The sequence below is a fragment of the Streptomyces sp. NPDC030798 genome (assembly GCF_055572275.1).
This window is the reverse complement of sequence record NZ_JBVIDR010000001.1, coordinates 291029-317142: the sequence shown is the minus strand read 5'-3', so window position 1 is coordinate 317142 and position 26114 is coordinate 291029. Positions and strand designations below refer to the sequence as shown.

Annotated in this window: 25 protein-coding genes and 1 pseudogene; 7 read left to right on the top strand and 19 right to left on the bottom strand. The window is 68.8% G+C overall.

The window, feature by feature from the left end:
* From ACZ404_RS01440 to ACZ404_RS01420, 5 genes are all read right to left on the bottom strand, one after another.
* Entirely contained in the window at positions 1 to 1098 is a 1098-nt protein-coding gene (locus ACZ404_RS01440; protein ID WP_468435224.1) for an ABC transporter ATP-binding protein, read from the bottom strand.
* Positions 1095 to 1940 carry a carbohydrate ABC transporter permease gene (locus tag ACZ404_RS01435; RefSeq protein ID WP_468435223.1) on the bottom strand — a complete coding sequence of 282 codons (846 nt, stop codon included), beginning with the start codon at positions 1938 to 1940 and terminating at the stop codon, positions 1095 to 1097. Before ACZ404_RS01435 ends, ACZ404_RS01440 begins: the two co-directional genes overlap by 4 nt.
* A complete protein-coding gene (locus tag ACZ404_RS01430) occupies positions 1937 to 2815 on the bottom strand; it encodes a carbohydrate ABC transporter permease (protein WP_468435222.1) in 879 nt (292 codons plus the stop codon). The genes ACZ404_RS01435 and ACZ404_RS01430 overlap by 4 nt, the downstream gene beginning before the upstream one ends.
* Positions 2816 to 2896: 81 nt before the next feature.
* The gene (locus tag ACZ404_RS01425) at positions 2897 to 4498 is read right to left on the bottom strand and encodes an extracellular solute-binding protein (protein ID WP_468435221.1); all 1602 of its coding nucleotides are present in this window, start codon (positions 4496 to 4498) and stop codon (positions 2897 to 2899) included.
* Positions 4499 to 4516: 18 nt separating this feature from the next.
* A complete protein-coding gene (locus tag ACZ404_RS01420) occupies positions 4517 to 5542 on the bottom strand; it encodes an NAD(P)-dependent alcohol dehydrogenase (RefSeq protein WP_468435220.1) in 1026 nt (341 codons plus the stop codon).
* A 270-nt stretch (positions 5543 to 5812) separates the two neighbouring features.
* Here ACZ404_RS01420 and ACZ404_RS01415 point away from each other — a divergent pair, with 270 nt between their 5' ends.
* The 3 genes from ACZ404_RS01415 to ACZ404_RS01405 all read left to right on the top strand — a co-directional run bounded on the left by ACZ404_RS01415 (position 5813) and on the right by ACZ404_RS01405 (position 9641).
* A complete protein-coding gene (locus tag ACZ404_RS01415; RefSeq protein WP_468435219.1) occupies positions 5813 to 7510 on the top strand; it encodes a sigma-54-dependent Fis family transcriptional regulator in 1698 nt (565 codons plus the stop codon).
* Positions 7511 to 8175: 665 nt separating this feature from the next.
* Positions 8176 to 8520 carry a MerR family transcriptional regulator gene (locus ACZ404_RS01410; RefSeq protein ID WP_468435218.1) on the top strand — a complete coding sequence of 115 codons (345 nt, stop codon included), beginning with the start codon at positions 8176 to 8178 and terminating at the stop codon, positions 8518 to 8520.
* A gap of 275 nt (positions 8521 to 8795) precedes the next feature.
* Entirely contained in the window at positions 8796 to 9641 is an 846-nt protein-coding gene (locus tag ACZ404_RS01405; RefSeq protein WP_468435217.1) for an RNA polymerase sigma factor SigF, read from the top strand.
* Between the two features lie 133 nt (positions 9642 to 9774).
* On the opposite strand, the gene ACZ404_RS01400 is transcribed toward ACZ404_RS01405, so the two are convergent.
* Positions 9775 to 10038: an STAS domain-containing protein gene (locus ACZ404_RS01400; protein ID WP_468435820.1), complete on the bottom strand. Its 264-nt coding sequence runs from the start codon at positions 10036 to 10038 to the stop codon at positions 9775 to 9777.
* Positions 10039 to 10133: 95 nt separating this feature from the next.
* Here ACZ404_RS01400 and ACZ404_RS01395 point away from each other — a divergent pair, with 95 nt between their 5' ends.
* Positions 10134 to 10607, top strand: coding sequence for an ATP-binding protein (locus ACZ404_RS01395; protein ID WP_468435216.1), 474 nt, complete (start codon positions 10134 to 10136; stop codon positions 10605 to 10607).
* A 328-nt stretch (positions 10608 to 10935) separates the two neighbouring features.
* Positions 10936 to 12120, top strand: coding sequence for a PP2C family protein-serine/threonine phosphatase (locus tag ACZ404_RS01390; RefSeq protein ID WP_468435819.1), 1185 nt, complete (start codon positions 10936 to 10938; stop codon positions 12118 to 12120).
* Positions 12121 to 12212: 92 nt separating this feature from the next.
* Here the strand turns inward: ACZ404_RS01390 and ACZ404_RS01385 are convergent, their stop codons facing one another.
* From ACZ404_RS01385 to ACZ404_RS01360, 6 genes are all read right to left on the bottom strand, one after another.
* On the bottom strand, positions 12213 to 12374 hold the full coding sequence (locus tag ACZ404_RS01385; protein WP_468435215.1) for a hypothetical protein: 162 nt from the start codon (positions 12372 to 12374) through the stop codon (positions 12213 to 12215).
* A 14-nt stretch (positions 12375 to 12388) separates the two neighbouring features.
* Positions 12389 to 12820: a PRC-barrel domain-containing protein gene (locus ACZ404_RS01380; protein WP_468435214.1), complete on the bottom strand. Its 432-nt coding sequence runs from the start codon at positions 12818 to 12820 to the stop codon at positions 12389 to 12391.
* Positions 12817 to 13422 carry a PRC-barrel domain-containing protein gene (locus ACZ404_RS01375; protein ID WP_468435213.1) on the bottom strand — a complete coding sequence of 202 codons (606 nt, stop codon included), beginning with the start codon at positions 13420 to 13422 and terminating at the stop codon, positions 12817 to 12819. The genes ACZ404_RS01380 and ACZ404_RS01375 overlap by 4 nt, the downstream gene beginning before the upstream one ends.
* Positions 13419 to 13565: a hypothetical protein gene (locus tag ACZ404_RS01370; protein WP_468435212.1), complete on the bottom strand. Its 147-nt coding sequence runs from the start codon at positions 13563 to 13565 to the stop codon at positions 13419 to 13421. The genes ACZ404_RS01375 and ACZ404_RS01370 overlap by 4 nt, the downstream gene beginning before the upstream one ends.
* Positions 13566 to 13767: 202 nt before the next feature.
* Positions 13768 to 15861 (bottom strand): glycogen debranching protein GlgX, encoded by a 2094-nt coding sequence (glgX, locus tag ACZ404_RS01365; protein ID WP_468435211.1) that lies wholly within the window; start codon positions 15859 to 15861, stop codon positions 13768 to 13770.
* 162 nt (positions 15862 to 16023) lie between these two features.
* Entirely contained in the window at positions 16024 to 16473 is a 450-nt protein-coding gene (locus tag ACZ404_RS01360) for a hypothetical protein (protein WP_468435210.1), read from the bottom strand.
* 440 nt (positions 16474 to 16913) lie between these two features.
* On the opposite strand from ACZ404_RS01360, the gene ACZ404_RS01355 reads away from it, so the two are divergent.
* Positions 16914 to 17978 carry an AI-2E family transporter gene (locus ACZ404_RS01355; RefSeq protein WP_468435209.1) on the top strand — a complete coding sequence of 355 codons (1065 nt, stop codon included), beginning with the start codon at positions 16914 to 16916 and terminating at the stop codon, positions 17976 to 17978.
* A gap of 14 nt (positions 17979 to 17992) precedes the next feature.
* Here the strand turns inward: ACZ404_RS01355 and ACZ404_RS01350 are convergent, their stop codons facing one another.
* Genes ACZ404_RS01350 through ACZ404_RS01340 form a run of 3 tightly spaced genes read right to left on the bottom strand, consistent with a single transcriptional unit; the run spans position 17993 to position 21498 of the window.
* Complete coding sequence (locus ACZ404_RS01350; protein ID WP_468435208.1) at positions 17993 to 18775, bottom strand: phosphatase PAP2 family protein; 783 nt, start codon at positions 18773 to 18775, stop codon at positions 17993 to 17995.
* A gap of 1 nt (position 18776) precedes the next feature.
* Positions 18777 to 19730 carry a YihY/virulence factor BrkB family protein gene (locus tag ACZ404_RS01345; RefSeq protein WP_468435207.1) on the bottom strand — a complete coding sequence of 318 codons (954 nt, stop codon included), beginning with the start codon at positions 19728 to 19730 and terminating at the stop codon, positions 18777 to 18779.
* Between the two features lies 1 nt (position 19731).
* Complete coding sequence (locus ACZ404_RS01340) at positions 19732 to 21498, bottom strand: bifunctional phosphatase PAP2/diacylglycerol kinase family protein (protein ID WP_468435206.1); 1767 nt, start codon at positions 21496 to 21498, stop codon at positions 19732 to 19734.
* A 317-nt stretch (positions 21499 to 21815) separates the two neighbouring features.
* Here ACZ404_RS01340 and ACZ404_RS01335 point away from each other — a divergent pair, with 317 nt between their 5' ends.
* Positions 21816 to 23024: a phospholipase D-like domain-containing protein gene (locus ACZ404_RS01335; protein WP_468435205.1), complete on the top strand. Its 1209-nt coding sequence runs from the start codon at positions 21816 to 21818 to the stop codon at positions 23022 to 23024.
* Positions 23025 to 23418: 394 nt separating this feature from the next.
* Here the strand turns inward: ACZ404_RS01335 and ACZ404_RS01330 are convergent.
* From ACZ404_RS01330 to ACZ404_RS01315, 4 genes and pseudogenes are all read right to left on the bottom strand, one after another.
* A pseudogene (locus tag ACZ404_RS01330) lies at positions 23419 to 24150 on the bottom strand (DEAD/DEAH box helicase); the annotation flags it as partial.
* A gap of 240 nt (positions 24151 to 24390) precedes the next feature.
* Positions 24391 to 24597 (bottom strand): cold-shock protein, encoded by a 207-nt coding sequence (locus ACZ404_RS01325; RefSeq protein WP_468435204.1) that lies wholly within the window; start codon positions 24595 to 24597, stop codon positions 24391 to 24393.
* A gap of 400 nt (positions 24598 to 24997) precedes the next feature.
* Positions 24998 to 25492, bottom strand: coding sequence for a DUF5994 family protein (locus ACZ404_RS01320; protein WP_468435203.1), 495 nt, complete (start codon positions 25490 to 25492; stop codon positions 24998 to 25000).
* Between the two features lie 133 nt (positions 25493 to 25625).
* Positions 25626 to 26012 carry a hypothetical protein gene (locus ACZ404_RS01315; RefSeq protein ID WP_468435202.1) on the bottom strand — a complete coding sequence of 129 codons (387 nt, stop codon included), beginning with the start codon at positions 26010 to 26012 and terminating at the stop codon, positions 25626 to 25628.
* Positions 26013 to 26114 lie beyond the last annotated feature (102 nt).

Below are 26114 nucleotides of genomic sequence, written 5' to 3'. Positions count from 1 at the left end.
TCAACGCCCTTCCCCTGAAACCACTGAAGCGAGATCGTCCGAAGGTGTCCGCCGAAGCGTCCCCTGCTCGTCGAAGGCGAACAGCCGGTCGGGACGGAGCCGGAGCGTGACCAGGTCGCCGAGGGCGACGTCGTGGATGCCCTCGATCTGTACGACGAAGGGGGTCTCGCCGACGGCCACGTGCACGAAGGTCTCGGAGCCGGAGATCTCCACGAAGGTGACCTCGCCCTCGACCCCGCTGGAGGCCAGGCTGACATCGGTGGCGCGCAGGCCGAACCGGTAGGAACCGTCGGGCAGGTCGGCCAGGTGCGCGGAGACGTGCGTGGCCTGGAAGCCGGCCACCGTGACCTGGCCGCCCTCGAGCCGGCCCGGGAAGATGTTCATGGGCGGGTCGTTGATGATGGACGCCACCGTGGTGGTCGCCGGGCGTTCGAAGACCTCCTGCGGGGTGCCGGTCTGCAGGATCCGCCCCTCGTGCATGACCAGGACCACGTCCCCGAGCATCATCGCCTCGGCGGGTTCGGTGGTCGTGTAGATGACGATCGTGTCGCCCCGGTCCGAGAAGAGGGCCTTGAACTCGTCGCGCAGTTGTTCGCGCAACTTGTAGTCCAGGTTCGCCAGTGGCTCGTCGAGCAGGAGGATGCCGGTACCGCGGGCCAGGGCGCGGGCCATCGCGACGCGCTGCTGCTGGCCGCCGGAGAGCTGGGAGGGCTTGCGCCTCTCGAAGTCCGCGAGCCCCACGCTCGCCAGGCTCTGCCGGACCCGTCGCTGGATCTCCTCCCGTGACAGCCCGGCCCGCTTCAGCGGAAAGGCCACGTTGTGGAACACGTTGAGATGCGGGTAGTTGATGAACTGCTGGTAGACCATGGCGGTGTCGCGCCGCCACACCGGCGTCTTCAGGAAGTCGTCTCCCGCCCGGGTCAGCGAGCCGGAGTCCACTTTCTGCAGGCCGGCCAGGGCCCGCAGCAGCGTCGTCTTCCCGGCCATCGTCCGGCCGATGACGGTGTGGAGCCGTCCCGGCTGGAAGGTGGCGGTCACGTTCCTGAGGTGGTCGACGCCGTCGACGGTGAGGCACAGATCAGTGGCGCTGAGGTTCATCGGACGGCTCCCGACAGGTTCCCCTTGGACAGATAGCGCTCCACCCAGAGGGCGAGCAGGATCAGCGGTGCCACGCCGAAGAGCGCGGCGGCGGACAGCGTCCACCACGGTGGTATCGAGGAGTTGAGGGCGACGACCGCCTGGGGCAGTGTCTGGACCTCGGTGAAGGTCAGCCGGAAGGCGAAGAAGAAGTCGTTCCAGCCGAACACGGCGCAGAACATCGCCGCCACGGTCAGCCCGGGCAGGGAGTTCGGCAGGATCGCCCGGACGAAGGTCTGGAACGGGGGGCAGCCGTCCAGCATCGCCATCTCGTCGATCTCCCGGGGGATGCCGTTGAAGAAGTCCACCATCACCCAGACCGCGATCGGCAGCAGCAGCGCGACCGTCACGATGACGAGGCCCGCGATGCTGTCCAGGAGGCCGCCCCACTGCAGGAGGGAGAAGAAGGGGATCACCAGGACGACGGGCGGCATGATCCGTTGGGAGACGAAGAAGAAGACGATGTCGCTGTTCTTGATGAAGCCCAGCCTGAACCGGTACCGGGACAGCGCGTAGGCGGCCAGGGACCCCAGGGCCAGGCTGATGGCGGACGCGGCGAGGGTGATGATCGCGCTGTTGACGAAGGGATCGACCACATCGATGCCGCCGGCTCCGCCGAAGATGTTGCGCCAGCCGGTGAGGGTGGGCTTGTACTGCACCCAGGGGACATACGTGGGACCGCCCTGGACGGCGTTGGCGTCCTTGAAACTGGTCGTCATCGCCCAGAGGAACGGTCCCGCGACGAAGCAGGCCCACAGGGCGATCACGGTGTACTTGAATACGGGGTAAAGGCGCGACCTCATGAGTCCCCCTTCAGCTTGAAGGCCCTGGTGAGCAGGGCGGCGACGGCTGTGAGGCTGACGATCATCAGGACCAGGTAGGTCAGGGACATCGCCCCGCTGTACCCGGTCTGCTGATCGCGGAGCCCCTGGATGTACAGGTAGTAACCCGGCGTCTCCGTGGAGGACCCCGGCCCGCCGGACGTCAGTACGTAGACGCTGTCGGAGAGCTTCGACGCCTCGATCAGCCGGATGATGATCGCCGCGACCGAGACCGGTGCCATCAGCGGAAAGGTCACCTTCCAGAAGGTGCGCCAGGTGCCGGCGCCGTCGATCGCGGCGGCCATGAACGGTTCCTTGGGAAGGCTGAGCAGGCCTGCCAGCAGCAGCAGGAACATGAAGGGGGTCCACTGCCAGACCTCGACGGTCATCAGCGCGACCAGCGCCGGACCGGACTCGGTGAGCCAGGGAATCTTCGTCAGGCCCAGCATCCCCAGCAGATCGTTCACCGGCCCCAGCGACTCATGGAAGATCGTCTGCCAGATGGCGGCCATGACCACGGGCGTGGTCATCATGGGGACGAGGAAGAGCACCCGCCAGAATCTGCGGCCGCGTACGTTGCGCCAGACCAGCAGGGCCATACCGAACCCGATGACGTACTGGATCAGGACCGTGCCGCCCGCCAGCAGGAGCAGCCGGGTGATGGAGGCCCAGAACCGGCTGTCGTGCAGCATCGCGGTGTAGTTGGCCCCTCCGATGAAGTCCATCCGAGGGTTGCTGACGTTCCAGCCGGAGAAGCTGACGCGGATGGTGAACAGCAGCGGGAAGATGATGATCAGAAAGAGCGTGAGCAGTCCCGGCAGCAGAAACATGCTCTTGTGCCGGCGCAGGCCGTCCATGGTTCTCCTTGCGGAAGAGGGCGGGCGCCGCTGGGTGGCCGGCCGGTCCGGTCCGGCCACCCGGGGCGTCCTCGCGTCGGATCAGGAGTTGTCCTCAAGCGCGACCACGTTGCGATAGGCGCTCTGGACCTTGTCCTTGCCGATCTGGTCCGTGATCTTGGACCATTCCTTTGCCACGTCGTCCAGTGCCTGCTGCGGGGAGCTCTGTCCCGCCAGAGCCGCGGCGATACCGTTCGCCAGCGCGGACATGTACTGGTTGACACCGGGAACGCGCAGGTCGAAGACGCGGTTGGGGCTCTTCTCCATACCGGAGAGCGTGCGCACGTACGACTCGGCGACCTTCTTGTCCCAACCCTGCTCCTCCCAGAACGCGGGGTCGAAGTGGGCGTAGCGGTAGGGGTTGACGCCGAATCGGCCGATGGTCAGGTCGAGTGCAGCGTTGGCCTCGTTGCTGAAGAAGCACAGGTAGTCGAAGGCCATCTGCTGGTGGCGCGAGGCCTTGGCCACCGCCGAGGTCCATCCCCACGTGAAGTAGGGCGCCTGATTCGCCTTCTTCTCCCACGACTTCGTGGTCCGGTTGTAGACCTCCGTGGAGCCCGGCAGCGGTGCGGCCTGAACCTTGTTGCGGATCCTGCTGTCCGGCTGCTGGGCCTGGATGAAGGCGTCGTCCCACGAGTAGGACATCAGCGTCTGGCCGCCTCCGAAGGAGAAGATCTCGTCCCCCAGGCCGAAGTTGGCACCGCCGGGTGCCCAGGTCGACTTGGCCTTCACCATGTCGTCGAGGGCGCGGACGAAGCCCGGCGTGTTGATCAGCGGCTTCATGGTCTTGACGTCGAAGAACACTCCGCCCTTGACGTCCGGGTTCTTCACGTACGGCGCCGCACGGCTGATGAACGCGGAGAAGGTCAGGTCGTCGCGCTTGGTCACCTCGGCACTGCCGTAGTTGGGCTTGCCGTCACCGTCCACGTCCTTGCCACTGAAGAACGTGGCTATCTGCTGGTACTCGGCCCACGTCCTGGGGATTTCCAGGTCCTTGCCCGTGGCCTTCTTGTACTCCGCCTGCCACTCGGGGTCCTTCAGCACATCGGTGCGGACCTTGAGGTAGTGCCGGTCACCGTCCACCGGGTACTGCACGACCTTCCCGTTCCAGGTCGCCACGTCCATGTAGGCCTTGGTGACGTCCTTCATGCCGGGGGTGTCCAGGTACGTCTTCGGCACCGGGGCCAGGTACGGGGCCATGTCGCCGATCCACAGGGACGGGTAGAACATGACGTCGTACGCCGGCTGGCCCGCCTGCAGGGGCGTGAGGATCTTCTGGTGCAGTTCGCCGAAGGGGACGTTGACCACCTCGACCTTCCCGCCGGTGATGTCCTCGAACTGCTTGGCGTGCAGCTGGGTCGGCTCGCCGATGACGGGAACGGCGTGGCTGATGATCTTCAGTGTCTGTCCGGAGTAGTCCTTGCGGCTGATCGATTCATAGCTGCAGGGCCCGGGGACGTCCTTGACCTTCGTCGCCGGGTAGTCCTTGCCGTACTTCCGGTAGCTGATCTCCGAGCCGGGCTTGAAGAGCGCGGCCTTTTCCTTGGGCTTTTCCTGTGCCTGGCTCTGGGCGGTGCATGCGGTGGCGGTCAGGGCCGCGACGGCCGCGACGGCGACCAGGCCCGTGAACGGTCTGCTGCGCATGGGGCTTCTCCTGCGGTGTCAGGGAACGAGAATCGCTCGGCCGCGCACGGCGCCGGCGTCCAGGTCGTCGAGGGCCTGCTGGAAGCGGGCGAGGGGGTACCGCTGGGTGTGCAGGGCGACCTTGCCGCGTGCCGCCAGGACCATCAGCTCGGAGAGGTCGTTGTAGGACCCCACGAGGTTGCCGATGAAGTTGATCTCCGTGGAGATGACGTCGATCGTGGGCACGTGGAGGTGGCCGCCGTAGCCGATGACGTAGTAGTTGCCGTTGCGGCGCAGGCAGGCCACGCCCGTCTCGACCGCACCGCCCTCCCCGACGAAGTCGAGGACGGCCTCCGCGCCGTGCCCCGCGGTGAGGTCCCGCACGCGGTCGGCCTCGCTGCCGTCCGCGACGAGCGTGTGGTCGGCGCCGAGTTCCTCGGCCAGCGCGAGGGCCTCGGGGCTGCGGTCGATGACGATCATCTCGACCGGCGACAGGGCCCGCAGCACCTGAATGCCGATGTGTCCGAGTCCGCCGGCGCCGATGACCACGGCCCTGTCACCGGGCCGCAGCACCCGGGTCGCCTTGGCGACTGCGTGGTACGCCGTGAGCCCGGCGTCGGCCAGGGCCGCCACCGAGGCAGGCTCCAGGGAGGGGGCGAGGGGCACCACCGAGCGGGCGGTGGTCTTCAGGTACTCGGCGTAGCCCCCGTCGGTGTCGATCCCGGGGAAGGCCGAGTTCGTGCAGTGCACGTCGTCGCCGGCCCGGCAGGCGCGGCACAGACCGCAGGTCACCAGCGGGTGCAGGATGACCGGATCACCGACCTTGACGTGGGTGACGGCCTGCCCGACCTCCGCGACCCAGCCGGCGTTCTCGTGCCCGATCGTGTACGGAAGGGGGACCCCGCTCTTCTCCTTCCACTGTCCTTCGAGGATGTGCAGATCGGTCCGGCAGACCCCGGCGCCCCCGATCTTCACGATCACATCCAGCGGACCGGTGATCTGCGGCTCCGGCACGTCCACGAGCACGGGCGGCTCGTCGTACTCGATGACCTGCACGGCTTTCATGGCGGCTCCCTGCGAGTCGGCGGGTGACTGGTGCGCCGATTACACAGGCCGCCGTTCGCAGGTGGATGTCTCAGAATCCGTCCGCAGATGTCTCAATGTGATACACGTCGTAGGCGCCGGCGCGGCCCAGCTGGTCCAATCACTGCACCGAGGAACGTGACGCGCGCCGCACGGGAGTGTTAAATGCCCCGACACCAACCCGGGAGCTCACTGAGAGCAGCCAGAGAGCTCTATCTGGAAGTCACCAAGGACCCGAGCGCCCGGCCGCTCGTGGTCGCCTCCTGGCAACGCTCGCTCGCGTACAACGTGAAGTCGGGCAGCCTTGACGCGCCCTACCTGGACAACCCCAATCTGGACAGCCCCCTGGCCAGGGCGGCGCTGCCGATCCTGGACAGGCTGCACGAGCAGCTCGCCGACGACCCGGTGTCCACGATGATCACAGACCGGAACGGTGTGGTGCTGTCCCGGAAGGTGTCCCACGAGGGTCTGACGACACACCTCAACCGCGTGCGTCTGGCCCCGGGCCATGTGTTCGCCGAGCGCTACGTGGGCACCAACGGCATCGGGACCGCGCTGGCCAGCGGCCGGCCGGTCATGATCGCCGGAAGGCAGCACTACGTCGAAGAGCTGCGGGACTTCCACTGCGCGGCCGTACCGATCCTGCATCCCACCCGGCGCACCCTGCTGGGAGCCTTCAACCTCACCACCATCCGTCAGGGCTCCGACGGCATGCTGATGGCCTTCGCCCGCTCGGTCGCGGCCCAGATCGAGGCCGAGATCGCGGCGATCACCTCGCGGCGTGAGCGGGCTCTTTTCCAGGACTACATGGCGGCGTGCTCCTCGGCGCGCCCGGGACCCGTGTTGGCCCTCAACCGGGATGTCGTCATGATGAACGAGCAGTTCAGGGCGGCGGTGACGGGGCCTGACCACTATGCGCTGCTCGACCACGCACGTGAGATCGCCGACGACCGCCGGATGGAGGGAACGCCCAGCATCGCCCTGCCCTCCGGGCGGGTCGCCGAACTCAGGGTCAGTCGCTGTCGGCGCGAGGACAGCGACGCGGGCGCCGTCCTGCGCGTCCGGCTGATCGGGCGCTCCCAGCCGGGCCCCGCGGTTTCGACCACATCCGCCCGGCCGGTCCTGGGCCTGGTGGGCTCTTCCCCGCAGTGGTTGCGGGCGGTCGCCGACGGCGAAGCGGCGTTCGTCGCCGGAACACGGCTTCATCTCCTGGGTGAGGCCGGCGTTGGCAAGAGAACGCTGGTCGAGGCGCTGTACCGGGCCCATGGCGCCGGACGCCGGCTGGAAATGGCGGAAGCGCCGCTGTCGGATGCACCAGCTGTCACCGAGCGCTGGCTGCACGACATCGGCGAGCTGCTTGCCGTACCGTCCAACGTGCTGGTCCTGCGTGACGTCCACACGCTGGGCGGCCAGCTGCGGCAGCGGCTGAGGAGACTGTTGACGCAGCTGGACCGCTCCGCCACCGGACAACTTGTGATGACCAGTCAGCCTTCGATGGTCGGCACCGACGACCAGCTGGACCGGTTCTGCGATGCCACGGTGGAGGTGCCGCCCCTGCGTCATCGCTATGGGGACGTCGAGCACCTGGCGCGCTTGTTCCTGCGCAAGTACCGGCCGAGCGACGAGAGCAGGTTCTCCCCGGATGCGCTGGCCCTGCTTCAGCGATGCCCCTGGCCGGAGAACGTTCGGCAGCTGGAGTCGGTGATCCGCGGCCTGGCGCGGCGCCCTTCCGGCCGGGTGATCCAGGTGGAGCACCTGCCGCCGGAATGCCGGGTGTTGTCGAAGAAGGTCCTGACCACCATCGAGGCGCTGGAACGCGACGCCATTCTGCGCGGGTTGATGGACCGCAACTCCAACGTCCAGCGCACCGCGCAGGACCTCGGGATCTCCCGCGCCACCATGTACCGCAAGATGCGCCGTTACGGGATCGTCCCGTCGAGCCTCACCTGACGGGCCGCTGTCGGGCACGGCTGTCCTGGCCCTGCGCCGGCCGTGGACCATCTGCTGCGTCTGTGGATGCCGCGCACATGCGTGCGGCCACCATGCCGGCTCGCGGCCCGATCTGGGCGCCGCGGGTGTGGCCGGAGAGTGGGGGGTCGACTCGCGGTTGCCGGTGACGTTCACACGGCGGCTTCCAGGGACCGCCATTCGAGTGGGCACTCTTTCTGGTACGTCTACGGGAGAAGCAGACGCACGGTCCATGGAGAAAAACTGCTCTGACGAGAGTAGACATCCCCGCCGTCCCGGGTTAACGTGGATCCGTACCCAGAAGTCGAAGTGGGCACAGCAGAAGCGAACTGCTGTGCAGGTAGACCAGAAGGACACGGCCCCGACGGGGCTGTGAGCAGCACCTGTAACCGCGTAATCGAAAGGCAAGGAGCAGAACGCCATCAGGATCGCCCGGGCGAGGAAGCAGTCCGCCCGGGTACCGCAAGGCCCCGGATTGGAAGGTGGTCCCCGGTCACGCATTCGCGATCCCCGCAACCCCGCCCTCGTAGGCGGCTGCGGAAAAAGAAGGCCGGCGCACTGCGCCGGTAGATGGTGTTGAAGGCTCGGGGCCCGGGTGCCGGTACTGGCACCCGGGCCCCCCGACGCGTCCCCGAAAGAAGAGGTCTATGCCGCCTGCCGGTTCCCGTCCCGTCGACCCTCTCGATGATGACAACTACCCCGCCTACACCATGGGCCGGGCCGCCGAGATGCTCGGCACCACCCCTGCCTTCCTCCGTGCCCTCGGCGAACACCGCCTGATCACCCCGCTGCGCTCCGAGGGCGGCCATCGCCGCTACTCCCGGTACCAGCTGCGCATCGCCGCCCGCGCCCGCGAACTCGTCGACCAGGGCACCGCCATAGAGGCCGCCTGCCGCATCGTCATCCTCGAAGACCAGCTCGAAGAGGCGCAGCGCATCAACGAGCAACTGCGCGCCGAGGGCGAAAAGCCTCAGCCGAAGACATCAGCCTGAACCAGAACGCGCGGGCGTGATGCATCGAGTGGGGGACGAGGGGCGAACCCGCGGAACAAGGAGCGGCAACCGGTAGGCCCGGTGATGCTCGTTGGCGTGCCCGCTGACACGCGGGAACGGGAGGCGGTGCACTCCGCCCCCTCGCCTGCACCCTGCGGGTGAGGCGACGCGCGCCCGTTTTCCGCTGTGTGCATGACCTGCAGATGCCGGGGTAGTCGAGCGGCTGTCGGCCCGTGGCAGGCCGGCAGCGTGCAGCGATAGGGGAGGGAAGCATCATGGCGACAGTGACTGCGGCGAAGACGGACACGAACGTGAGTGGTCTGCCGGAGGTCGCGGATCCCTCGCAGGTGGCGCCGAAGGACGCCCGGCAGCTGACGCGCCTGTTCTTCGACCAGCTCGCGACCCTCGAGGAGGGCACCCCCGAGTACCAGTACGCGCGCAACACGCTGATCGAGATGAACATGTCCCTGGTCCGCTTCGCGGCCGGCCGCTTCCGCAGCCGTGGCCCGGAGGAGATGGAGGACATCGTCCAGGTCGGCATGATCGGCCTGATCAAGGCCATCGACCGGTTCGAGCTGACCCGCGAGGTGGAGTTCACCTCCTTCGCCATTCCCTACATCGTCGGCGAGATCAAGCGGTTCTTCCGCGACACCACCTGGGCCGTCCACGTGCCACGCCGCCTGCAGGAGGCGCGCGTCCAGCTGGCCCGCGCCACCGAAGAGCTGCGCAGCCGTCTGGGGCGCACACCGACGGTGAAGGAACTGTCGGAGCTGATGAGCCTGCCGGAGGACGAGGTGCGCGAGGCCCGGCTGGCTTCCAACGGCTACAACTCCTCCTCCCTGGACGCCACGATCAACGGCAGCGAGGACGGCGAAAGCGCCCTGCAGGACTTCATCGGCACTGACGACCGGGCCCTGGAGCTCGTGGAGGACTTCCACACACTCGCCCCGATGATCGCCGCCCTCGACGAACGGGATCGGCAGATCATTCACATGCGGTTCGTCGAGGAACTCACCCAGGCTCAGATCGGCGAACGCCTGGGCGTCTCCCAGATGCATGTCTCCCGCCTGCTCTCGCGCTGCCTCGCCCGGCTGCGCGAAGGCATGCTCACCACTCGCTGACGATCACACTCGGCCGGGCCCGCCGTGCGGCAACCACCCACCAGCCTGCGATCCCGACCGCGGCTCCGGCCTGGATCGCCGCCCCTCCCCGCCGCAGTGCGGCCGCGTGGCTGCAGGCCCGGCCCACGTCGCGTCAGCGCATGATCATGTCCATACCGACGATCTGCAGGCAGCGCAGCACGGGCCGGGTGGGTGCGGCCAGACACAGCCGGCCGCCGGCCGCGGCGAGAGCGCTGTGGGCGGCGATGAGGACGTCGATGCCGCTGGAATCCATGATGGCGACCTGCCGCATGTCGAGCACGATGCGCGGCCGGGCGCCGTCGGGGGTGGTGAGGGCCTGGCGGAGCGTGTCGCCGATGTGATGGTCGATCTCCCCGGCGGGGGTGACGACACAGATGCCGTCGGTGGCGAGCCGCCAGCGGGGCAGAGGGGCGTCACCTGTGCGTGCGCGGGTACGCGCGGGGGTGTGAACGGGGAGCGAAGGCGACGGTGATGAACCCAGTGCCCGCAGGGGAAGACGGCCCCACGCCGCAGGAGTGCGCGCTGCGGACCACCGTGGCGCTGGACGGGGACGGCACCGACATCGCCCAGGCCCGCCACCTGGCCGCCGGCTTCCTCGACCGCGTCCAGGCCGAGCACGGCCTGCCGGTCTCCGCCCGTGCGAGGGATCTGACCCAGCTGGTGGTGAGCGAGCTGGTCACCAACGCCCGCAAGTACGCGCCCGGCCCCGTGCTGATGGAGCTGCGCATCGACGGGGATGTGGTGGAGGTCGAGGTGTGGGATTCCGATCCGGTGCTGCCGGTGGCCCGGGCCGCCGATGCCGGGCGGGTGGGGCAGCACGGTCTGGAGATCGTGATGGCCGTCGCTCAGGGTTTCGAAGCCCACCGGGAACCGGTCGGCAAACGCATCATCGCCCGCATCACCCTCCTGGACGACCTGGCCAACTCCGTTGTGCGCCGACCCTGACAAGACCATCGGCCCCTCAGCAACCCGTTTCACCGCTGCGCGGCAGCCTCAGCCGGGCTGCTGACCGACTTGTCGGCGTCGACGGAGCCGACCGAGTATGTTGAGATCAGGTCTCGAGCCGTGGCCCTTCGGTGCCGTGTCCCGACGGCGCCCGGGCGGCGCCGTCTGCGGTGGGTGATCACTGCTCGTGCGAGGGCCGGAAAGGAGTCGTCCGTGCGATGTCCTTGCCGTGGCCCGGTGCAGGTCGCCATCGCTTCGACTGCACCCCGGCGGTCGAAGAGGGTCCGTCGTGGTTGACAGGGCCGCGGCCGCTCTGGCCCTGGTGCGGATGGTCCAGGCCAGTCACACCGTCACGCTGGAGCAGCTTCCGGATCTGGTCGCCGAGCACGCCGCGGAGGCCGGGCTGTACGACGTGGCCGTCTACGTCGTCGACATCCGTGAGACGGTACTGCGACTGCTGACCGGCAAGGGGCGTGACGCCGCCGACGGGGGCGAGGAGTTCACGGTTCAGGGCAGTTTGCCGGGCCAGGCGTACCAGCGTGTGGATGTGCTCGCCGAGTCCGCATCGGCCGGTGCACCGGGCGGGCGGCGGCGGTGGTGGGTGGCCGTCACCGATGGCGTGGAGCGTCTGGGTGTGCTCCGGGCCGACAGCGACACGGATGACGAGCCGATCCGTGACGTCTTGCGCGATCTGGCGTCGACGACGGCTCTGCTGCTGCTCAGCAAGCGTTCTTTCAGCGACTCGTACGCGCTGCTGGTGCGCACCGAGGCGATGAATGTCGCCGCCGAGATGCAGTGGAACCTCACCCCGCCGCCCGCTTATGCCGGACATGACGTCACGGTGGGGGCGGTGATGGAACCGGCGTACCAGGTCGGCGGTGACGCCTTCGACTACGCCGTTTCCGGAACGACGCTGCATCTGGGCGTCTTCGACGCCATGGGCCATGACACGACCGCCGGTATCACCGCGAACGTCGCCGTGGCCGCCTGCCGCAACGCCCGCCGCCAGGGAGCGTCGCTGACCGAGACCAGCGAGCAGGTGGAGCGGGTGCTGCTGGAGCAGTTCAACACCAGCCGCTACGTCACCGCCATCCTGGCCGACCTCGACATGATCAGCGGGCGGCTGACCTGGATCAACCGCGGCCATCACCTCCCCATCCTCATCCGCGACAACCGCTGGACCATCGAGCTGACCTGTCCGCCGGCCGGCCCCATGGGGAGCAATCTGGGCCTGTCGGTGACCGAGTGCACCGAACAGCTGCAACCCGGTGACCGTCTGCTGCTGTACACCGACGGCGTCGTCGAGGCCCGCGACACCTCGAGGACCGAGTTCGGCCGGGACCGGTTCGTCGGCTTCATCCGCCGTCACCACGCGGGTCGGCACACCCTGCACGAGACCCTGCGCCGGCTCATGGCGGCTGTCATGGACCACAACGCCGGGCGGCTCGCCGACGACGCCACCGTCCTGCTCACCGAGTGGCGCGGCAGGCACCAGGACGCACTCACCCCGTGAGGCGCACCAGCCCGGGACAGAGGTCCGCATGAGCACGGAACCGCCCACCCCACCGGCGACAGGCCACTCCTGTGGACCTACAGGTGCGCACCTCAGCCGCCGACCGCGTTCGGGTGACGGTCACCCACCGTCTCGCCGACGCGCTGCAACCGCTGCTGCGCCGTGACAGCCCCGGAGCCTCCTGCGATGCGCCCGTCGGCAGCTCCGGTGGCACCGAGCAGGCACGGGCCGCCGCCGTCCCACTCGGCGGCCACCGGCCTGAAGGTCGTCAGTCGGCCTCGACGCGTACCACCACGGCGTAGGAACCGAGGCCGAGGAGGCGGTCTCCGGAGATGTCGCCGAGGGCTGTGTACAGCGTGAGGAGCTGTCCGGTCCTGTCGTCGAAGGCGATGTCCTGGACGGTACCGTGGGCAACGCCGTGTTCGGTCAGGACGTGGTGTCCGACGGCCTCTTGGTGGGTGGGGAACCTTTGGTGGCCGGGATCGGTGGCGGCACGGGAGTGCACGATGACGGCGTCCCGTCCCATCCCTGCGACCGCGTTCCAAGCCATGGCCGTAGCGTGCTTCGGGGCTCCGGACAGCCGCAGGCAGGCGACGCTTCTGGTGTGCGCGTCGATGGTCAGGCCTTCCACTCGCCCCAGCGGTTCGGCCTCCTCGGCGGTGATCACGGGAAGGCCCTTGGCCTGGGTGAACAGCATCATGCCTGGCGCCCTTCCCTGGCAGCGGTCGTGTCGGCGTACGGCTCGGCGGTGTGCGCCCGGAAGGCTGCTACCTGGGCGCTGAAGCTGGGCAGGTCGTCGGCGGCGAAGTGGCGGGCGTGCGCGGGGACCACCAGGGCCCGTCCCGAGACGGCCAGTGTCTCTCCCCGCGGGATGAACACCCTCCGCTTCTGGGCGTCCAGACTTTCGTTGGCAGCGATCTCGAAGCCGCTCACCCGTCCACTGCTGCCGGCCTCGATCACGACATCCAGGACCGTGCCGATCTCCGTCCCCTGGTCCGTGAGGACGGGCGCGCCGATGACCTGGCCGCGCTCGGCCTTGCCGGCTCCCACGGCCAAGTCCTGCTTCCTCAGGGCGGTCTCACTGAGAATCATCACTGCGGACGGCCCGATGGCGTGCACTTCGGAGAAGGGCAGGCTCTCCTTGAGGGGGCCGCCCAGCAGGCCGCGCCCGCTCAGGGTGAAGCCGGTGATCCGGCCCGCCCGAGCGTCGAAGACAGTGTCCCTGATCTGGGCGACGGCCTCGCCGCCCAGCGTCACGACCACCCGCTTGCTGAGTTCCGAGGCCAGCATGAATGTGATCACTGCCGGACCTCCCGACCGGGCCGGCGGCCCGGACGTACCGCGATCACCGTGCCGCTACGGCGTCTGGCCTGGACCGCCAACGTCGCCGCGGTGAGCAAGCCCACCGCCGCGATGAGGAAGACCACCCAGTGCCACCACTCCATCGCCGACCTCCTCGTACCGTCCGTCTTCGTGGTTGCCCGTCGTTGTGTCCGGCGGTCCCCGGGCTATCCGCTTGCCCGCGGTACGGGTTCGCACGCCTTTCGCGGTGGGAGTCGGCGGACCGCGCCACCCCTGGGAGTGACTTGGCCGGCGCAGGCGTACGACAGTGACGCAGAACCCGTCCTCCGTCCATCTGAGCTGAGTTCAGCCGTCGTGGTGAGCGCGCAGGACGAGCATGGAGCGGGCCTCGACCTCCACCTCGCTGCCGCCCTTGATCAACGGCCGGTACTCGGTGTAGGGGATGGCGGTGTCCACCTCCACCGCCCACCACGGATCGAGGTCTTCGGGAACGGTGAAGCCGAGAGCCTGGCTGTGAGCGTTGCAGAGCAGGAGGAACGAATCGTCCTCCACCGGCAGGCCCCGCAGGTCGGGTTCCGTGATGGCCTTGCCGTTGAGATGGACCATCAGGGACCTGGCGAAGCCGGTCTCCCAGTCGGTGTCGGTCATCTCGCGTCCGGCGGGCGTGAACCAGGCGATGTCCTTCACCGCCATGCCGGAGGCGTGCGCCGCGCGTCCCCGGAAGAACCGCCGCCGGCGGAACACGGGGTGCGCGCGGCGCAACGCGATCAGCTTCCGGGTGAAGTCGAGCAGTTCGCTGCCTTTGGTGACGCTCGGCCAGTCGATCCAGGTCAGGTCGTTGTCCTGGCAGTAGGCGTTGTTGTTGCCGTTCTGGGTACGGCCGAGTTCGTCTCCGTGCAGCAGCATCGGCACGCCCTGGGAGAGCAACAGGGTGGCGAGGAGGTTGCGCTGCTGACGGGCGCGGAGGGCGAGGACGTCCCGGTCGTCGGTGGAACCCTCCGCGCCGCAGTTCCACGAGCGGTTGTGGCTCTCGCCGTCGCGGTTGTCCTCCCCGTTGGCCTCGTTGTGCTTGTCGTTGTACGAGACGAGGTCCCGCAGGGTGAAACCGTCGTGCGCGGTGACGAAGTTGATCGATGCGTAGGGCCGACGGCCGTCGCTCTGGTACAGGTCGGAGGAGCCGGTGAGCCGGGAGGCGAACTCGCCCAGGGTACCGCCCTCGCCGCGCCAGAAGTCCCGTACGGTGTCGCGGTACTTGCCGTTCCACTCGGTCCACAGCGGCGGGAAGTTGCCGACCTGGTAGCCGCCGTCGCCGACGTCCCACGGCTCGGCGATGAGCTTCACCTGGGAGATGACCGGGTCCTGCTGGACGAGGTCGAAGAACGACGATAGCCGGTCGACCTCGTGGAACTGGCGGGCCAGGGTGGCGGCCAGGTCGAAGCGGAACCCGTCGACGTGCATCTCGGTGACCCAGTACCGCAGCGAGTCCATGATGAGCTGCAGGGTGTGCGGGTGGTTCATCCGCAGGCTGTTGCCCGTGCCGGTGGTGTCCCAGTAGAAACGCGGATCCTCCTGGGACAGGCGGTAGTACGCCGCGTTGTCCAAACCGCGCAGCGACAGCACCGGCCCCAGGTGGTTGCCCTCGGCGGTGTGGTTGTAGACGACGTCGAGGATGACCTCGATGCCCGCCTCGTGCAGGGCCTTGACCATCGAGCGGAACTCCTGCACCTGCTCGCCCCGCTGCCCGGACGAGCAGTAGGCGTTGTGCGGCGCGAAGTAGCCGATGGTGTTGTATCCCCAGTAGTTCGACAGGCCTTTCTGCGTCAACGCGTGGTCGTGGACGAACTGGTGGACCGGCATCAGCTCCACCGCGGTGACGCCCAGCGTGACGAAGTAGTCGACCATGGCCGGGTGCCCCAGCGCCGCGTACGTGCCGCGCATCGGCTCCGGAATCGCGGGATGCGTCCTGGTCATGCCCTTCACATGGGCTTCGTAGATGACCGTCTCGTGATACGGGGTGTGCGGAGGATGGTCGTTGCCCCAGTCGAAGTAGGGATTGACGACCACCGACCTCGGCGCGTACGGGGCGGAGTCCAGGTTGTTGCGCCGACCCGTGTGGCCGAAGTGGTACGGGAAAAGGGCCTCGTTCCACTCGACCTCGCCCTCGATCGCCTTGGCGTACGGATCGAGCAGCAGTTTGCTCGGATTGCAGCGCTCACCGCGCTCGGGCCGGTACGGTCCGTGCACCCGGAACCCGTAGCGCCGGCCCGGGCCGACGTCCGGCAGGTAGATGTGGTGGACGAAGCCGTCCACCTCTTTCAGCGGGACGCGCTCCTCGGCGCCTTCCTCATCGAAGAGACACAGCTCCACGCGCTTCGCCACTTCGGAGAACACGGCGAAGTTCGTCCCTGCACCGTCGAAGGTCGCGCCCAAGGGCGCCATCCGACCCGGTCGCGGGCCAACCTCGGTACTCTCCTGCCAGATACGCACGTCACGCCCCTCCCCGACACGGTTGTGGGCAGCCCCGCACCCGTTCGTTCCCTTCTGCCCGCGTCACCGGCTGAGCATGTGCACGCATGCCGGCACGGCGAGGAGGGTGGCCGGTCAGAGTGGCGAGCGGCTGCGAGGCACTCGCGCCAAGGGGCTCACGGCTCCGTACAGTTGGTCGAACGCGTCCCGTAGTACCGGGCGGTCCGGTGGTGCGGCGGTCATCAGTGTCTGTTCCAGGAGTTGCCGGCGGCGCTGACGCGTCGCTTCGAGCACACATGTGCCGGCGCCCGTGAGGGAGAACGCGCCGGAGGGGAGGCGCCGCACCAGCGTGCGTTGCTCCAACCCGTCGAGCAACCGCGTCGCCCCTGAGATGCCGACACAGAGCTCCACGGCGATCCGGGCGGGATCAGCCGGCTCGCCCCCCAGGGCGAGCAGTACGCGCATCTGTTCCTCGGAAACCGTGGGGGCGACGTCCTCACGGGCCTGCTGCCACAAACCGATCATTGTTTCGGCGACGTGCTGCGCAGCAGGACTCGCTTCGGCACGTTCGGGTTCCACTGACATGGCTTTCCCCTTCCTCGATGCCGTTGAGTACGCGCTTACCCGACCCACGAACCGCCAGCCCCGCCCCTGTGTTCGAAAAGGCCGTGAGCTGGGGTGGGGCGAAAATAATATGCAGAATTGCTCGGTCATCCGGGTGATACAACACTCGTCTGAAAACCAGCATTTCTCTTGTTGCTTTCGCGGCCTCGTAGATGTCGAGAATTCGAAGGGCCAGCCCGCTGATCGGAGTCCCGGCGCCGGTGTGAGTTGCCGGCAGGCGGGAATTCGCAGTGCAGTGCAGGCGTCACCCGAGGAGGAGACCGAAAGCCATGCCGGCCATCGTTTCTGCTGCCCTGTTCCTCATCGCCTTTTTGATCAACGCGGCGGACGTCTCGACCAACCACAGCGGCTGGACCGCCGGCGGATCACGATCGTCCGACGCGCGATGAGGAGGGCTGCTCATGGCACGCAGGTACGCTGCCCGCCGGCCACGGTCCGTCGAACGCAGCGGGTCGTGGCTGCGGGCCGGTTTCGCTCTGGGCCTCGGTGCGACTCTGGCCTGGCTGCTGGTGGTGCACACCGTTCTGCAGATCGGAGAGCTGCTGTCGTTGTTCTTGGCGGCCGTGTTCGTCGCGATCGGTCTGGAGCCGTTGGTCGCCCTCCTGACCAGGCACCGCGTACGCCGTGGCTGGGCGGTTCTGATCGTGCTTCTCGCCTTCGTGCTGTGTCTGGCAGGGTTCGTCGCGCTCATCGTCCAGCCGGTCATGGACGAGGTCGACTCGCTGACCAAGGCCATCCCGAAGTGGCTCACCCAGCTGCACGACCGGCACACCTTCCTCGGCCACCTGGAAGACCGCTACCACCTGGTCTCCAAGGTCCGCAGCGCGCTGGCCTCCGGCGGCTCGAGTGTCCTGGGTGGCCTGCTGGGAGCGGGAAGGATGGTGCTGAGTCTGGTCACGTCCGCGGTCATCGTCGTGGTCGTGACCATTTACCTGATGGTCGCCCTGCCCGAGATCAAGCAGTTCGGACTCCGCTTCGTTGCGGCGAGCAGGCGTGCGCGGGTCGAGGCGGTCACGGACGAGATCCTGACCCGGACGGGCCGGTTCATGCTCGCAAACCTCGCTACGTCGGGCATCGCCGGGCTGGCGACCTTCGGATGGTGCGCGGGCATCGGCGTACCGTACCCGGCCGCCCTGGGCTTCTTCGTCGCGCTGATGGATCTGATCCCGGTCGTCGGCTCGACGGTTGCCGGGGTGGCCGTGAGCCTGGTGGCCCTGTCGGTCTCTCTGCCGGTCGCGGGTGCAACCGCCGGCTTCTACGTCGGCTTCCGCCTCGCGGAGGACTACTTGATCATGCCCCGGGCGATGAAATACGCCGTCGACGTACACCCTGTGGTCACTGTCGTGGGTGTCCTGGTCGGAGGCGCTCTGCTGGGGATCATCGGCGCTCTGGTCGCCGTCCCGGCAGCCGTCGCCATCGGCATTCTGCTGGACGAGTACGTGTTCCCTCGCACCGACGCGTCATGAGGCCGTTGCGACCCCTACCGCTGTGATGCCCCTGGCTCGGGCCTGGCTTCGGTGAGTTCGGGTTCCAGGCCCTCGCTCACCGGGGTGCGGGCCCGGCCGGTATCGGCACGCCACGCCTCGAAGGCCCAAGCGGTGCCGGCGACGACGGCCAGGCCGAGGAGCCAGCCGCCCAGAACGTCGCTGAACCAGTGCACGCCGAGGGCGACCCTGGTGAAGCCGACGCCGAGCACGCTGAACACGGCGACGCACCAGCACGCAGACCGCCAGCCCCTCGGTACCAGGGGCAGCAGCACCAGCAGGAAGACGGCGAAGGACGTGGTGGCCGTCATCGCGTGCCCGGAGGGGAAGGAGTAGCCCGGTGCGTGGGCCACCGGATCTTGCAGAGCTGGTCGGGCACGCGCCACCACCGCCTTGACCAGCAGGCCGATCAGGCCGCCGGCTGTGGCGGTCACCGCCGCCCAGGCCGCCAGGCGCCACGCCTTGCGGTAGAGCAGCCAGGCGGTGAGGACCGCGACGGCCACGCGGAGGGTGACGGGATCCCAGACCCGGTCGGACAGCAAGTGCAGCACGTCGGTCCAGGCCGGGTGGCGGACGGCGACTTCGTGCAGCCGTTGTGCGGCGCCGGAGTCGAGGCGTCGCAAAGGCTTCCACTGTCCCTCGACCAGCACCAGGACCAACCCGAACGGCACCGCGGCCACGGCGGCGACGACCGTGGCGGCGAGCAGCCGCACACCGAATCTGCGGTCGGCCTGCTGACGACGTTTGCGCAGCTCCAGCAGGGCGGCGGGCAAGCTCATTTCAGACTCCCGGATCTTCTTGGATCGGGCCGGGACGCCGGCCGCGGGCCGCTTCCAGCTGCGCGGCGAAGGACAGCCCGAGGAACAGGGCGATCGAGGTCAGGTAGGCCCACAGCAGCAGCGACATGAAGGCGCTCAGCGGACCGTAGATGGTGTCGAAGGAGCCGCTCACGTTGAGGTAGAGGCTCAGCAGCCAGGTCAGTGCCATCCACAGCACCAGGTACACGGCCGCGCCGAAGGCCAGCCAGGTGTAGCCGGGCTGCCGGCGGCGCGGGGAGCGCCGGAAGACGGCGCTCGCGGAGATGAGGGCCAGGAGCAGTCCGAACGGCCAGCGCAGGATGGACCAGGCCTTCTGGGCGCTGCCGCTGAGGTGGTAGACGGTGACCGCGGCCGATGCGATGTCGGCGCCGGCGACCATGGCGACGAACCCGAGGCCGAGTGGGAGCCCGGCGCTGACGGACATCACCAGGCCGCGCAGGTACTTGTGGTGGAAGGGACGGTCGCGTTCGTTGCCGTAGATCCGGTTGGCTCCGCGCTCGATCTGACACATCGCGGTGGTCACGTTGACCAAGGAGAAGACAGCGCCGAACCAGAGGGCGACCTCGGCGCCGCCACCCGACGTGCGACGGCTGCGATCGAGCGCGTCGTCGACGACGTCCGCGCTGGGGCCCTGGACGATCCGGTGGATCGTCAGTTCCGTGAGCCTGCCGACGTTTTCTGTGTGCAAGGTGGTGGACAGGCCGACGAAGGCGATGGCCATCGGTATGACCGCGAGTACCGTCTGCAGGGCGAGTGCACGGGCGTGGCTGAAGCCATCGGCGTAGCGGAAGCGGATGAAGGCGTCCCGCAGCAGCGACCAGCCGCCGTAGCGGCGCAGCGCGGCCCAGGCCTCGTCGGCGGACAGTTCCTCGCCGCTCATGTCCCGCGTCTCGGGGACCTTCGTGGCGGTACCCACTTCAGTTCCCCCGATCCGGCAGCAGCATCGTCAGAGCGCCCGGCCTGACCTCCGCGGTCAGGTGGCGCCCCCGCGTCACCGTGTCGCCGTCGAGTTCGCGCAGTTGGGGGCTGTCGAAGGTGATCTCGGCGCGCCGGAAGGTGAAGAACTCCACGGGCCCGCCGCCCGTGCGGCCGTGTTGTTCCTCGACGACGGCCGCGGCCGGCGACGAGCTCGTGGCCTTGCCGCGCAACAGTGCCCGTACGGCGCGGATCCAGCCGCCGAGCCCTCGCGGGTCCAGGACCAGCAGGTCCAGCTGTCCGTCATCGGGACGGGCGGCCGGGAGCAACGTCAAGCCGCTCTGTACGGTGCCGATGTTGCCGAAGAGCACCATGCGCGCCGTACGGCGCAGGGCCGGCGCGTCGTCCAGGCGCATGCTCAGACTCATCCGAGGGGTACGGAGCACGCGGAGGACCGCTACCGCATAGGCGGGCCAGCCCAGCACGGACTTGATCCGGCCGCTGTTGTTGGCACGGTCCAGCATCGCGGCGTCGAGACCGGCGCCGGACATGGCGGCGAAGTGGGTGGCGGTCAGGCCGTCGCCCTCGATGCGGCCGAGGTCGACGCGGCGGGGTGTGCCGCGCAGCGCGGCGTCGAGCGCGTCGGCGGGGGACAGTGGCAGGCCGAGGTTCCTGGCCAGGAGGTTGCCGGTTCCGCAGGGCACCAGGGCGAGGGGGACATCGCTGCCCGCCAGGGCGTCGGCGGCTGCCCGGAGCGTGCCGTCACCGCCGCACACCACTACGAGCCCCGCACCCTGGCGGACAGCGTCGGCAGCCTGGCCCCTGCCCGGGTCGTCGGCGGCGGTCTCCATGAACATCGGTGCGTCATGGCCGTGCCGTTCCAGGACCCGCTGCAGGGCGTCGCGGTCGCTCCGGCCGGTGACTGTGGGATTGAAGATCACGGCCGCGCGACCGGGCAGCCGCTCTGAACGGTTGGCGACGGCGGGGCGCGTGGGGGCGGGGACCTCGGGGACGGGGGGAGCGGTCACCAACCCGTCCATGAGCAGGGCGCGCCCGACGATCAGCAGGGACAGGCCGCCGTTCACGAGACCGCCCAGGACGTCGGTGGGGTGGTGCATGCCCCGGTAGAGCCGCGCGACGCCCACCGCGACGGGGATGAGGAACAGCAGACCGGTCACGATCCACCGCCGCGGACCGCGCAACCGGGTGAGCGCCAGCACCGCCAGGCCGCCGTAGATGGCCGTGGCTGCGCCGGTGTGACCGGAGGTATAGCTGGAGGTGGGCAAAGAGCCGTCGAGACGGTGCACGTCCGGACGGTGACGGTCGACCGCCACCGTGATGACCAGGAAGACGAGCGACTGCAACGACACGGCGAGAGCGAGGAAGGCGGCCTGCCGCCACATCGGCAGCCGGGGAATCAGGAGCAGGCCCAGACAGCTCAAGAGGGTGACGGCGATCACCGTCGGGGTGTTGCCGGCCTCTGACGCAACCGACGACAGGGCGGTGAGCGGGCCCGTACGCATCCGCTCCAAGCCCTCGTCGACCTTGTCCTCGACCGTCAGGGGCCACAGACCGCGGGCGGGGCCGGTGATCAGCAGGCCGATCCCCACCATCAACGCCGCCTGGCAGACGGCCAGCGCGCTGATCCACCCAGCGGACCAGCCGATGCCACGGGGCACCGTGGCGCGACTGCTCCCGCTGGTGCCGGCACCGTTCCCAGGTCTCTCACCGGGCAACTCGGCAGGTCTCCCCGATACAGCGGTCGGCATCCGTACCCCCTGATCAACGTCTCACGGCAGGTCCGGCCGGAGGTCGTCCTCCGGCTCACCGCCGTATGCCCGCTCAGCGCCGGAGCAGGCAGGCCTGCGTCCGGCTCACGCCGCCTCGTCCATGAACCGGCTGCTCGCGGGGGGGGTAAGTGGCCGTCAGATGTGCGTCGAGCCGGTGCTGCGGCAGAGGGCTCGGGCGTCGGCCGGGACAGGACCGTGGTCGACGACATGGGGCAGTGGCTGCCGGGCATGTTGCTTCCCGGGCTCCTACGGCAGCCCGCAACCATCCGTCCTCATGGTCGAACGGGAGAAACGACGTGATCCTCGACGGCGAACCGGCAGCCCCGGCGTGCGCCCCCACGTCCGACGCGGCAGCACGCAAGCAGCGGCTGCGCCGCCGTCTGGAGCGGCTGATCGGGGTGGCCGCCACAGAAGGCAACGACCTTGTGCCTCTGCGCAATGGCGATGCGATCTTCCCCGCGATGCTCCGGGCGATCCACTCGGCCCGGTACACGATCGACATGATGACGTTCGTGTACTGGCGCGGTCAGATCGCCCGGGACTTCGCCTTCGCTCTCGCCGACCGCGCCCGGGCGGGGGTGCGGGTCCGGTTGCTGCTGGACGGCTTCGGCGCCAAGAACATCGAGCAGGGACTGTTGGATCTCATGGACACGGCAGGCGTACAGGTGGCCTGGTTCCGCAAGCCCGTCTGGCTGTCACCGTTCAAGCAGAACCATCGCTGCCACCGCAAAGCCCTCATCGTCGACGAGCACATCGCCTTCACCGGCGGCGTCGGCATCGCGGAGGAATGGTGCGGCGACGCCCGTAACCCGAGGGAGTGGCGCGACACGCACGTCCAGGTGCGCGGACCAGCCGTGGACGGCATCGCGGCCGCGTTCGCGCAGAACTGGGCCGAGTGCCACGACGAGCTCTACGACGACCGCGACCGCTTCATGGAGCACCCGCAGGCCGGCTCATCGGTGGTCCAGGTCGTACGCGGCTCGGCCAGCATCGGCTGGCAGGACATGCAGACGCTCATCCGTGTCATGCTCACCTCCGCCGAGGAACGCTTCCGACTCGCCACCGCTTACTTCGCCCCCGACCCCTACTTCATCGACCTGCTGTGCCGGACCGCCCGGCGAGGGGTGCGCGTGGAGATACTGCTCCCCGGACCGCACACCGACCAGCGCGCCTGCCAGCTCGCCGGCCAGCATCACTACACACGTCTGCTGGAAGCAGGTGTGCACGTCCGCCAGTACCAGCCGACCATGATGCACGCCAAGATCATCACCGTGGACTCGGTCGCTGCCCTGATCGGATCCACCAACTTCAACCGCCGGTCCATGGACCACGACGAGGAGGTCATGCTCGCCGTCCTGGACGAGACCTTCACCGCCGAACTCGACCGCGACTACGACGCGGATCTGCGGCACAGCGTCGACATCGACCTCAGCCGATGGAGACGACGGGCCGTACTCCAGCGCGCCAAGGAAGCCGCCGTCACTCCGATCCGGCACTTCCTGTGATCCGACGTCTGCAGGGCTGGACGGACTGTGCCGATGCCCCGCCGGTCTGCGTCGGCGTCCATGACGGACGCGTTCGGCCGTACGAGGGTCTGGCTCGTCGTACGAGGGGAAGTGGACGGCAGCCAGGGCGAAGGCTGGTCAAACCCGAGGTCCTGGCGCGCCTTCAACGTGCGCATACCGCCGGGGAGTTGTCGCCGGTTCGGCGCCGTGCGTCCCTGCGCGGTTGCGGTCGCACAAGTGCGGCACTGCCGGGTAACGCTCGGGCCGGCCGCACCGGTTGTCGCCGGGCAGTCCCGCGACGACAACCGGGCCTACGGGCCGTACCGGCCTCGTGCGGCTTCGCGGCTCATTTCCGAACCGTTGGCCCTACGGGACGTGGTTCGCGTGTCCGGCCCGCCATCAGCAGCCGTTGCCCTCGGGACGGCACTTGGTCGAGCAGCGCGGTCACCTGCGGCATGAAGCCCATGTCGGCCATCTGGTCGGCCTCGTCCAGAACGGTGACGGCGACCTGGTCCAGCCGGCAGGCGCCTCGCTCCAGCAGGTCCTTGAGGCGGCCGGGGGTCGCGACGACGACCTCCGCCCCGCCGCGCAGCACACCCGCCTGGCGGCCGATCGACACGCCGCCGACCACGGTGGCCAGCCGCAGGTGCAGGGCTCGGGCGTACGGGGTGAGCGCGTCGGTGACCTGCTGGGCCAGTTCCCGGGTCGGCACGAGGACGAGGGCGAGCGGCTGCCGGGGCTGGGCCCGCTGTCCGTCCAGGCGGGCCAGCAGCGGCAGGCCGAAGGCGAGGGTCTTGCCCGAACCCGTACGACCGCGGCCCAGGACGTCGCGGCCCGCGAGTGCGTTCGGCAGCGTGGCCGCCTGGATCGGGAAGGGCACGGTCACGCCCTCGGCGCCGAGGGCGGCCGACAGCCGTTCCGGCATGTCCATTTCGGCGAACGTCCGAGCCGCGGGCAGCGGCTCGGTGAGGGTGACCGGCAGGGCGAACTCCTGCCGGCGCGGCGCGGGGCGGGCGCCCTGACCGGCCTTGCGCCCGGAACCCGGACGGGGACCCTGGCGGCCCGTCCCCTGCGTACGGCAGCGGCTTCCGGAAGCGGTGCCGGTGTGACGGGGGGTGCGGTTCATGGAAGAACCTTCCTCGATGCGGCGTATCGAGGAATTCCGTCCAGCGGCGATGACCGTATGAGGATTCGCAAGAATGAGCCGAAGAAAAAGAGCCGGGCTTCGTGCGTGCTGGAGCGGGGACGGCCGACGGTCCGGAAATCCGGAAACGGGATAAGCAATGAGCTGGGGCCCGCACCCCAAGAGCACGGGCCCCAGCCACATGATGCGCGAACCACTGGCCCGCGACGGTTCGCGCCGACGTCAGGCGGCAACGATGTTCTCGGCCTGAAGGCCCTTCTGACCCTGCGTGACGTCGAAGCTGACCTTCTGGCCTTCCTGAAGCTCGCGGAAGCCACCGTTGCTGATGATGTTCGAGTAGTGCGCGAAGACGTCGGCGCCGCCGCCGTCCTGCTCGATGAAGCCGAAGCCCTTTTCCGCGTTGAACCACTTCACGGTGCCAGATGCCATATTGAATCTCCCTTGGGGGGCAGTGCCGGACTCCGCACTTTGCGGAGCCGAGTCGCCGCGATGATCACCCCTCCGGAAGAATCCGGAAAGCTCTGCAAAGAAAAAATCTCTGGCAACCAAAACTGCAACTGCTATCACGCTAACACAGGCCAGGTGGAGACGGTCATACGTTTTCGTGAGCGTTCGGTAATCATCCGTCCGTGTCGGGGTGTATTTCTGTAGTGGCGGGACCAGGTATCTGCGCCGTGCTCGTCCGACTTCCGGGTCACACTGAGGGGGAGGCGCGCGGCCACCACGCCCCGTCGATACGGCGCGGCAGGGCGCTACCGGGCGCCAGGTACAGGCGGAGGAGGGGCGGGACCGGTGGTGGAGGCCGTGGGCGCCCCAGGGCCGGCGTGCCTCATTCCGGCTCCCCTGTCGTACCCCCGAGGCGATCGGTCTCGACGAGGGCCAGCATGCGCGCGGCGGTCAGTGGGTTCTCGGGGTCGGCCGCGGCGGCCAGCAGCCGGGCGGCTGTTCCGGCCGGCTCGTCCGGCGGGACGACCAGGAGCACCCAGCGTCCCACGGAGCCGCAGTCCAGGGAGATGACGTGCGTCTCGCCTCCGGGGCCGGCCGGCTCCACGGCGATCACCCGGCCGGGCGCCATGACGGTGCGCGGGGTGTCGGGCCATTCGGCGGGGTCCACGGTGACCCGCACCGTCGTGTCCGGTTCCGGCTCCAACGAGTCGACGAGCGAGGGAAGTTCGAGCTCCAGCGCATCGCAGCGCGGCCACCACGCCCCGTCCAGCGGGCCGTGGCTGACGTCCGGGGTGAGGGCCAGGCGAGGCATGGGCATGCGGTACGTGTGCGCGTCGGCCGAGGACGCGCTGTCGACGGGCGTTCCGCTGGGTTCCATCGTGCGGTCCGTTCCGGGAGTCGCCCGGGCGACTGCCCGATTCGTCACTCACCGGGAACGGCACCGCCGACCGCGCTGCGCGAAAAGCTCTCGGTGCGGTCAGGTTACCTCCGGACGAGGAGAAGAGGGCGGGTCAGCCGTCCGGCTGTGCCTCCTCCGGCTTCACCCGGTCCTGCTCTTCCTCCTCCAGTTCCTCCATCAGACGCATGCCCCAGTGCGTCCGCGCGACGGTGGCGGGGGTGCGGTGTGACGTCCAGTCCACGCTGATCAGGCCCTCGTCGGCCGGATAGGCGCAGGCGGCGGAAGGGTCCTCCTCGGGCAGGCCCAGTGCGGCACGCGGCACCGATCCGTTGACATCGCGGCGGTTGTGCTCGACGGCCCCGTACAGGGATCGCAGGACCGCCTTCCGGTTGTTCTTGCGTTCGCGGATTTCGTCATGGCTGTCGTTCTCCGGTTCGACGGCCCGGCGGGGGCGGGGAGGCGACGGCGGATCCTCGGGCCGCCCGGATCCGGGTCGCACCTCGTCGGCGTGTGTCTGTGTCTGCTCCGTCGAGGTGCTGGTCGTGAGCTGTTCCTGCCCGGGGACGGCGGGGGACCGGGGGTGCCGCGCCGACGATCACGG

Coding starts and splice junctions, on each gene's coding strand:
- ACZ404_RS01440 (WP_468435224.1), bottom strand. CDS start 1,098: ATGAACCTCAGCGCCACTGATCTGTGCCTCACCGTCGACGGCGTCGAC.
- ACZ404_RS01435 (WP_468435223.1), bottom strand. CDS start 1,940: ATGAGGTCGCGCCTTTACCCCGTATTCAAGTACACCGTGATCGCCCTG.
- ACZ404_RS01430 (WP_468435222.1), bottom strand. CDS start 2,815: ATGGACGGCCTGCGCCGGCACAAGAGCATGTTTCTGCTGCCGGGACTG.
- ACZ404_RS01425 (WP_468435221.1), bottom strand. CDS start 4,498: ATGCGCAGCAGACCGTTCACGGGCCTGGTCGCCGTCGCGGCCGTCGCG.
- ACZ404_RS01420 (WP_468435220.1), bottom strand. CDS start 5,542: ATGAAAGCCGTGCAGGTCATCGAGTACGACGAGCCGCCCGTGCTCGTG.
- ACZ404_RS01410 (WP_468435218.1), top strand. CDS start 8,176: ATGCCGCCTGCCGGTTCCCGTCCCGTCGACCCTCTCGATGATGACAAC.
- ACZ404_RS01405 (WP_468435217.1), top strand. CDS start 8,796: ATGGCGACAGTGACTGCGGCGAAGACGGACACGAACGTGAGTGGTCTG.
- ACZ404_RS01395 (WP_468435216.1), top strand. CDS start 10,134: ATGAACCCAGTGCCCGCAGGGGAAGACGGCCCCACGCCGCAGGAGTGC.
- ACZ404_RS01390 (WP_468435819.1), top strand. CDS start 10,936: ATGGTCCAGGCCAGTCACACCGTCACGCTGGAGCAGCTTCCGGATCTG.
- ACZ404_RS01380 (WP_468435214.1), bottom strand. CDS start 12,820: ATGATGCTGTTCACCCAGGCCAAGGGCCTTCCCGTGATCACCGCCGAG.
- ACZ404_RS01370 (WP_468435212.1), bottom strand. CDS start 13,565: ATGGAGTGGTGGCACTGGGTGGTCTTCCTCATCGCGGCGGTGGGCTTG.
- glgX (WP_468435211.1), bottom strand. CDS start 15,861: ATGGCGCCCTTGGGCGCGACCTTCGACGGTGCAGGGACGAACTTCGCC.
- ACZ404_RS01360 (WP_468435210.1), bottom strand. CDS start 16,473: ATGTCAGTGGAACCCGAACGTGCCGAAGCGAGTCCTGCTGCGCAGCAC.
- ACZ404_RS01355 (WP_468435209.1), top strand. CDS start 16,914: ATGGCACGCAGGTACGCTGCCCGCCGGCCACGGTCCGTCGAACGCAGC.
- ACZ404_RS01350 (WP_468435208.1), bottom strand. CDS start 18,775: ATGAGCTTGCCCGCCGCCCTGCTGGAGCTGCGCAAACGTCGTCAGCAG.
- ACZ404_RS01340 (WP_468435206.1), bottom strand. CDS start 21,498: ATGCCGACCGCTGTATCGGGGAGACCTGCCGAGTTGCCCGGTGAGAGA.
- ACZ404_RS01325 (WP_468435204.1), bottom strand. CDS start 24,597: ATGGCATCTGGCACCGTGAAGTGGTTCAACGCGGAAAAGGGCTTCGGC.
- ACZ404_RS01320 (WP_468435203.1), bottom strand. CDS start 25,492: ATGGAACCCAGCGGAACGCCCGTCGACAGCGCGTCCTCGGCCGACGCG.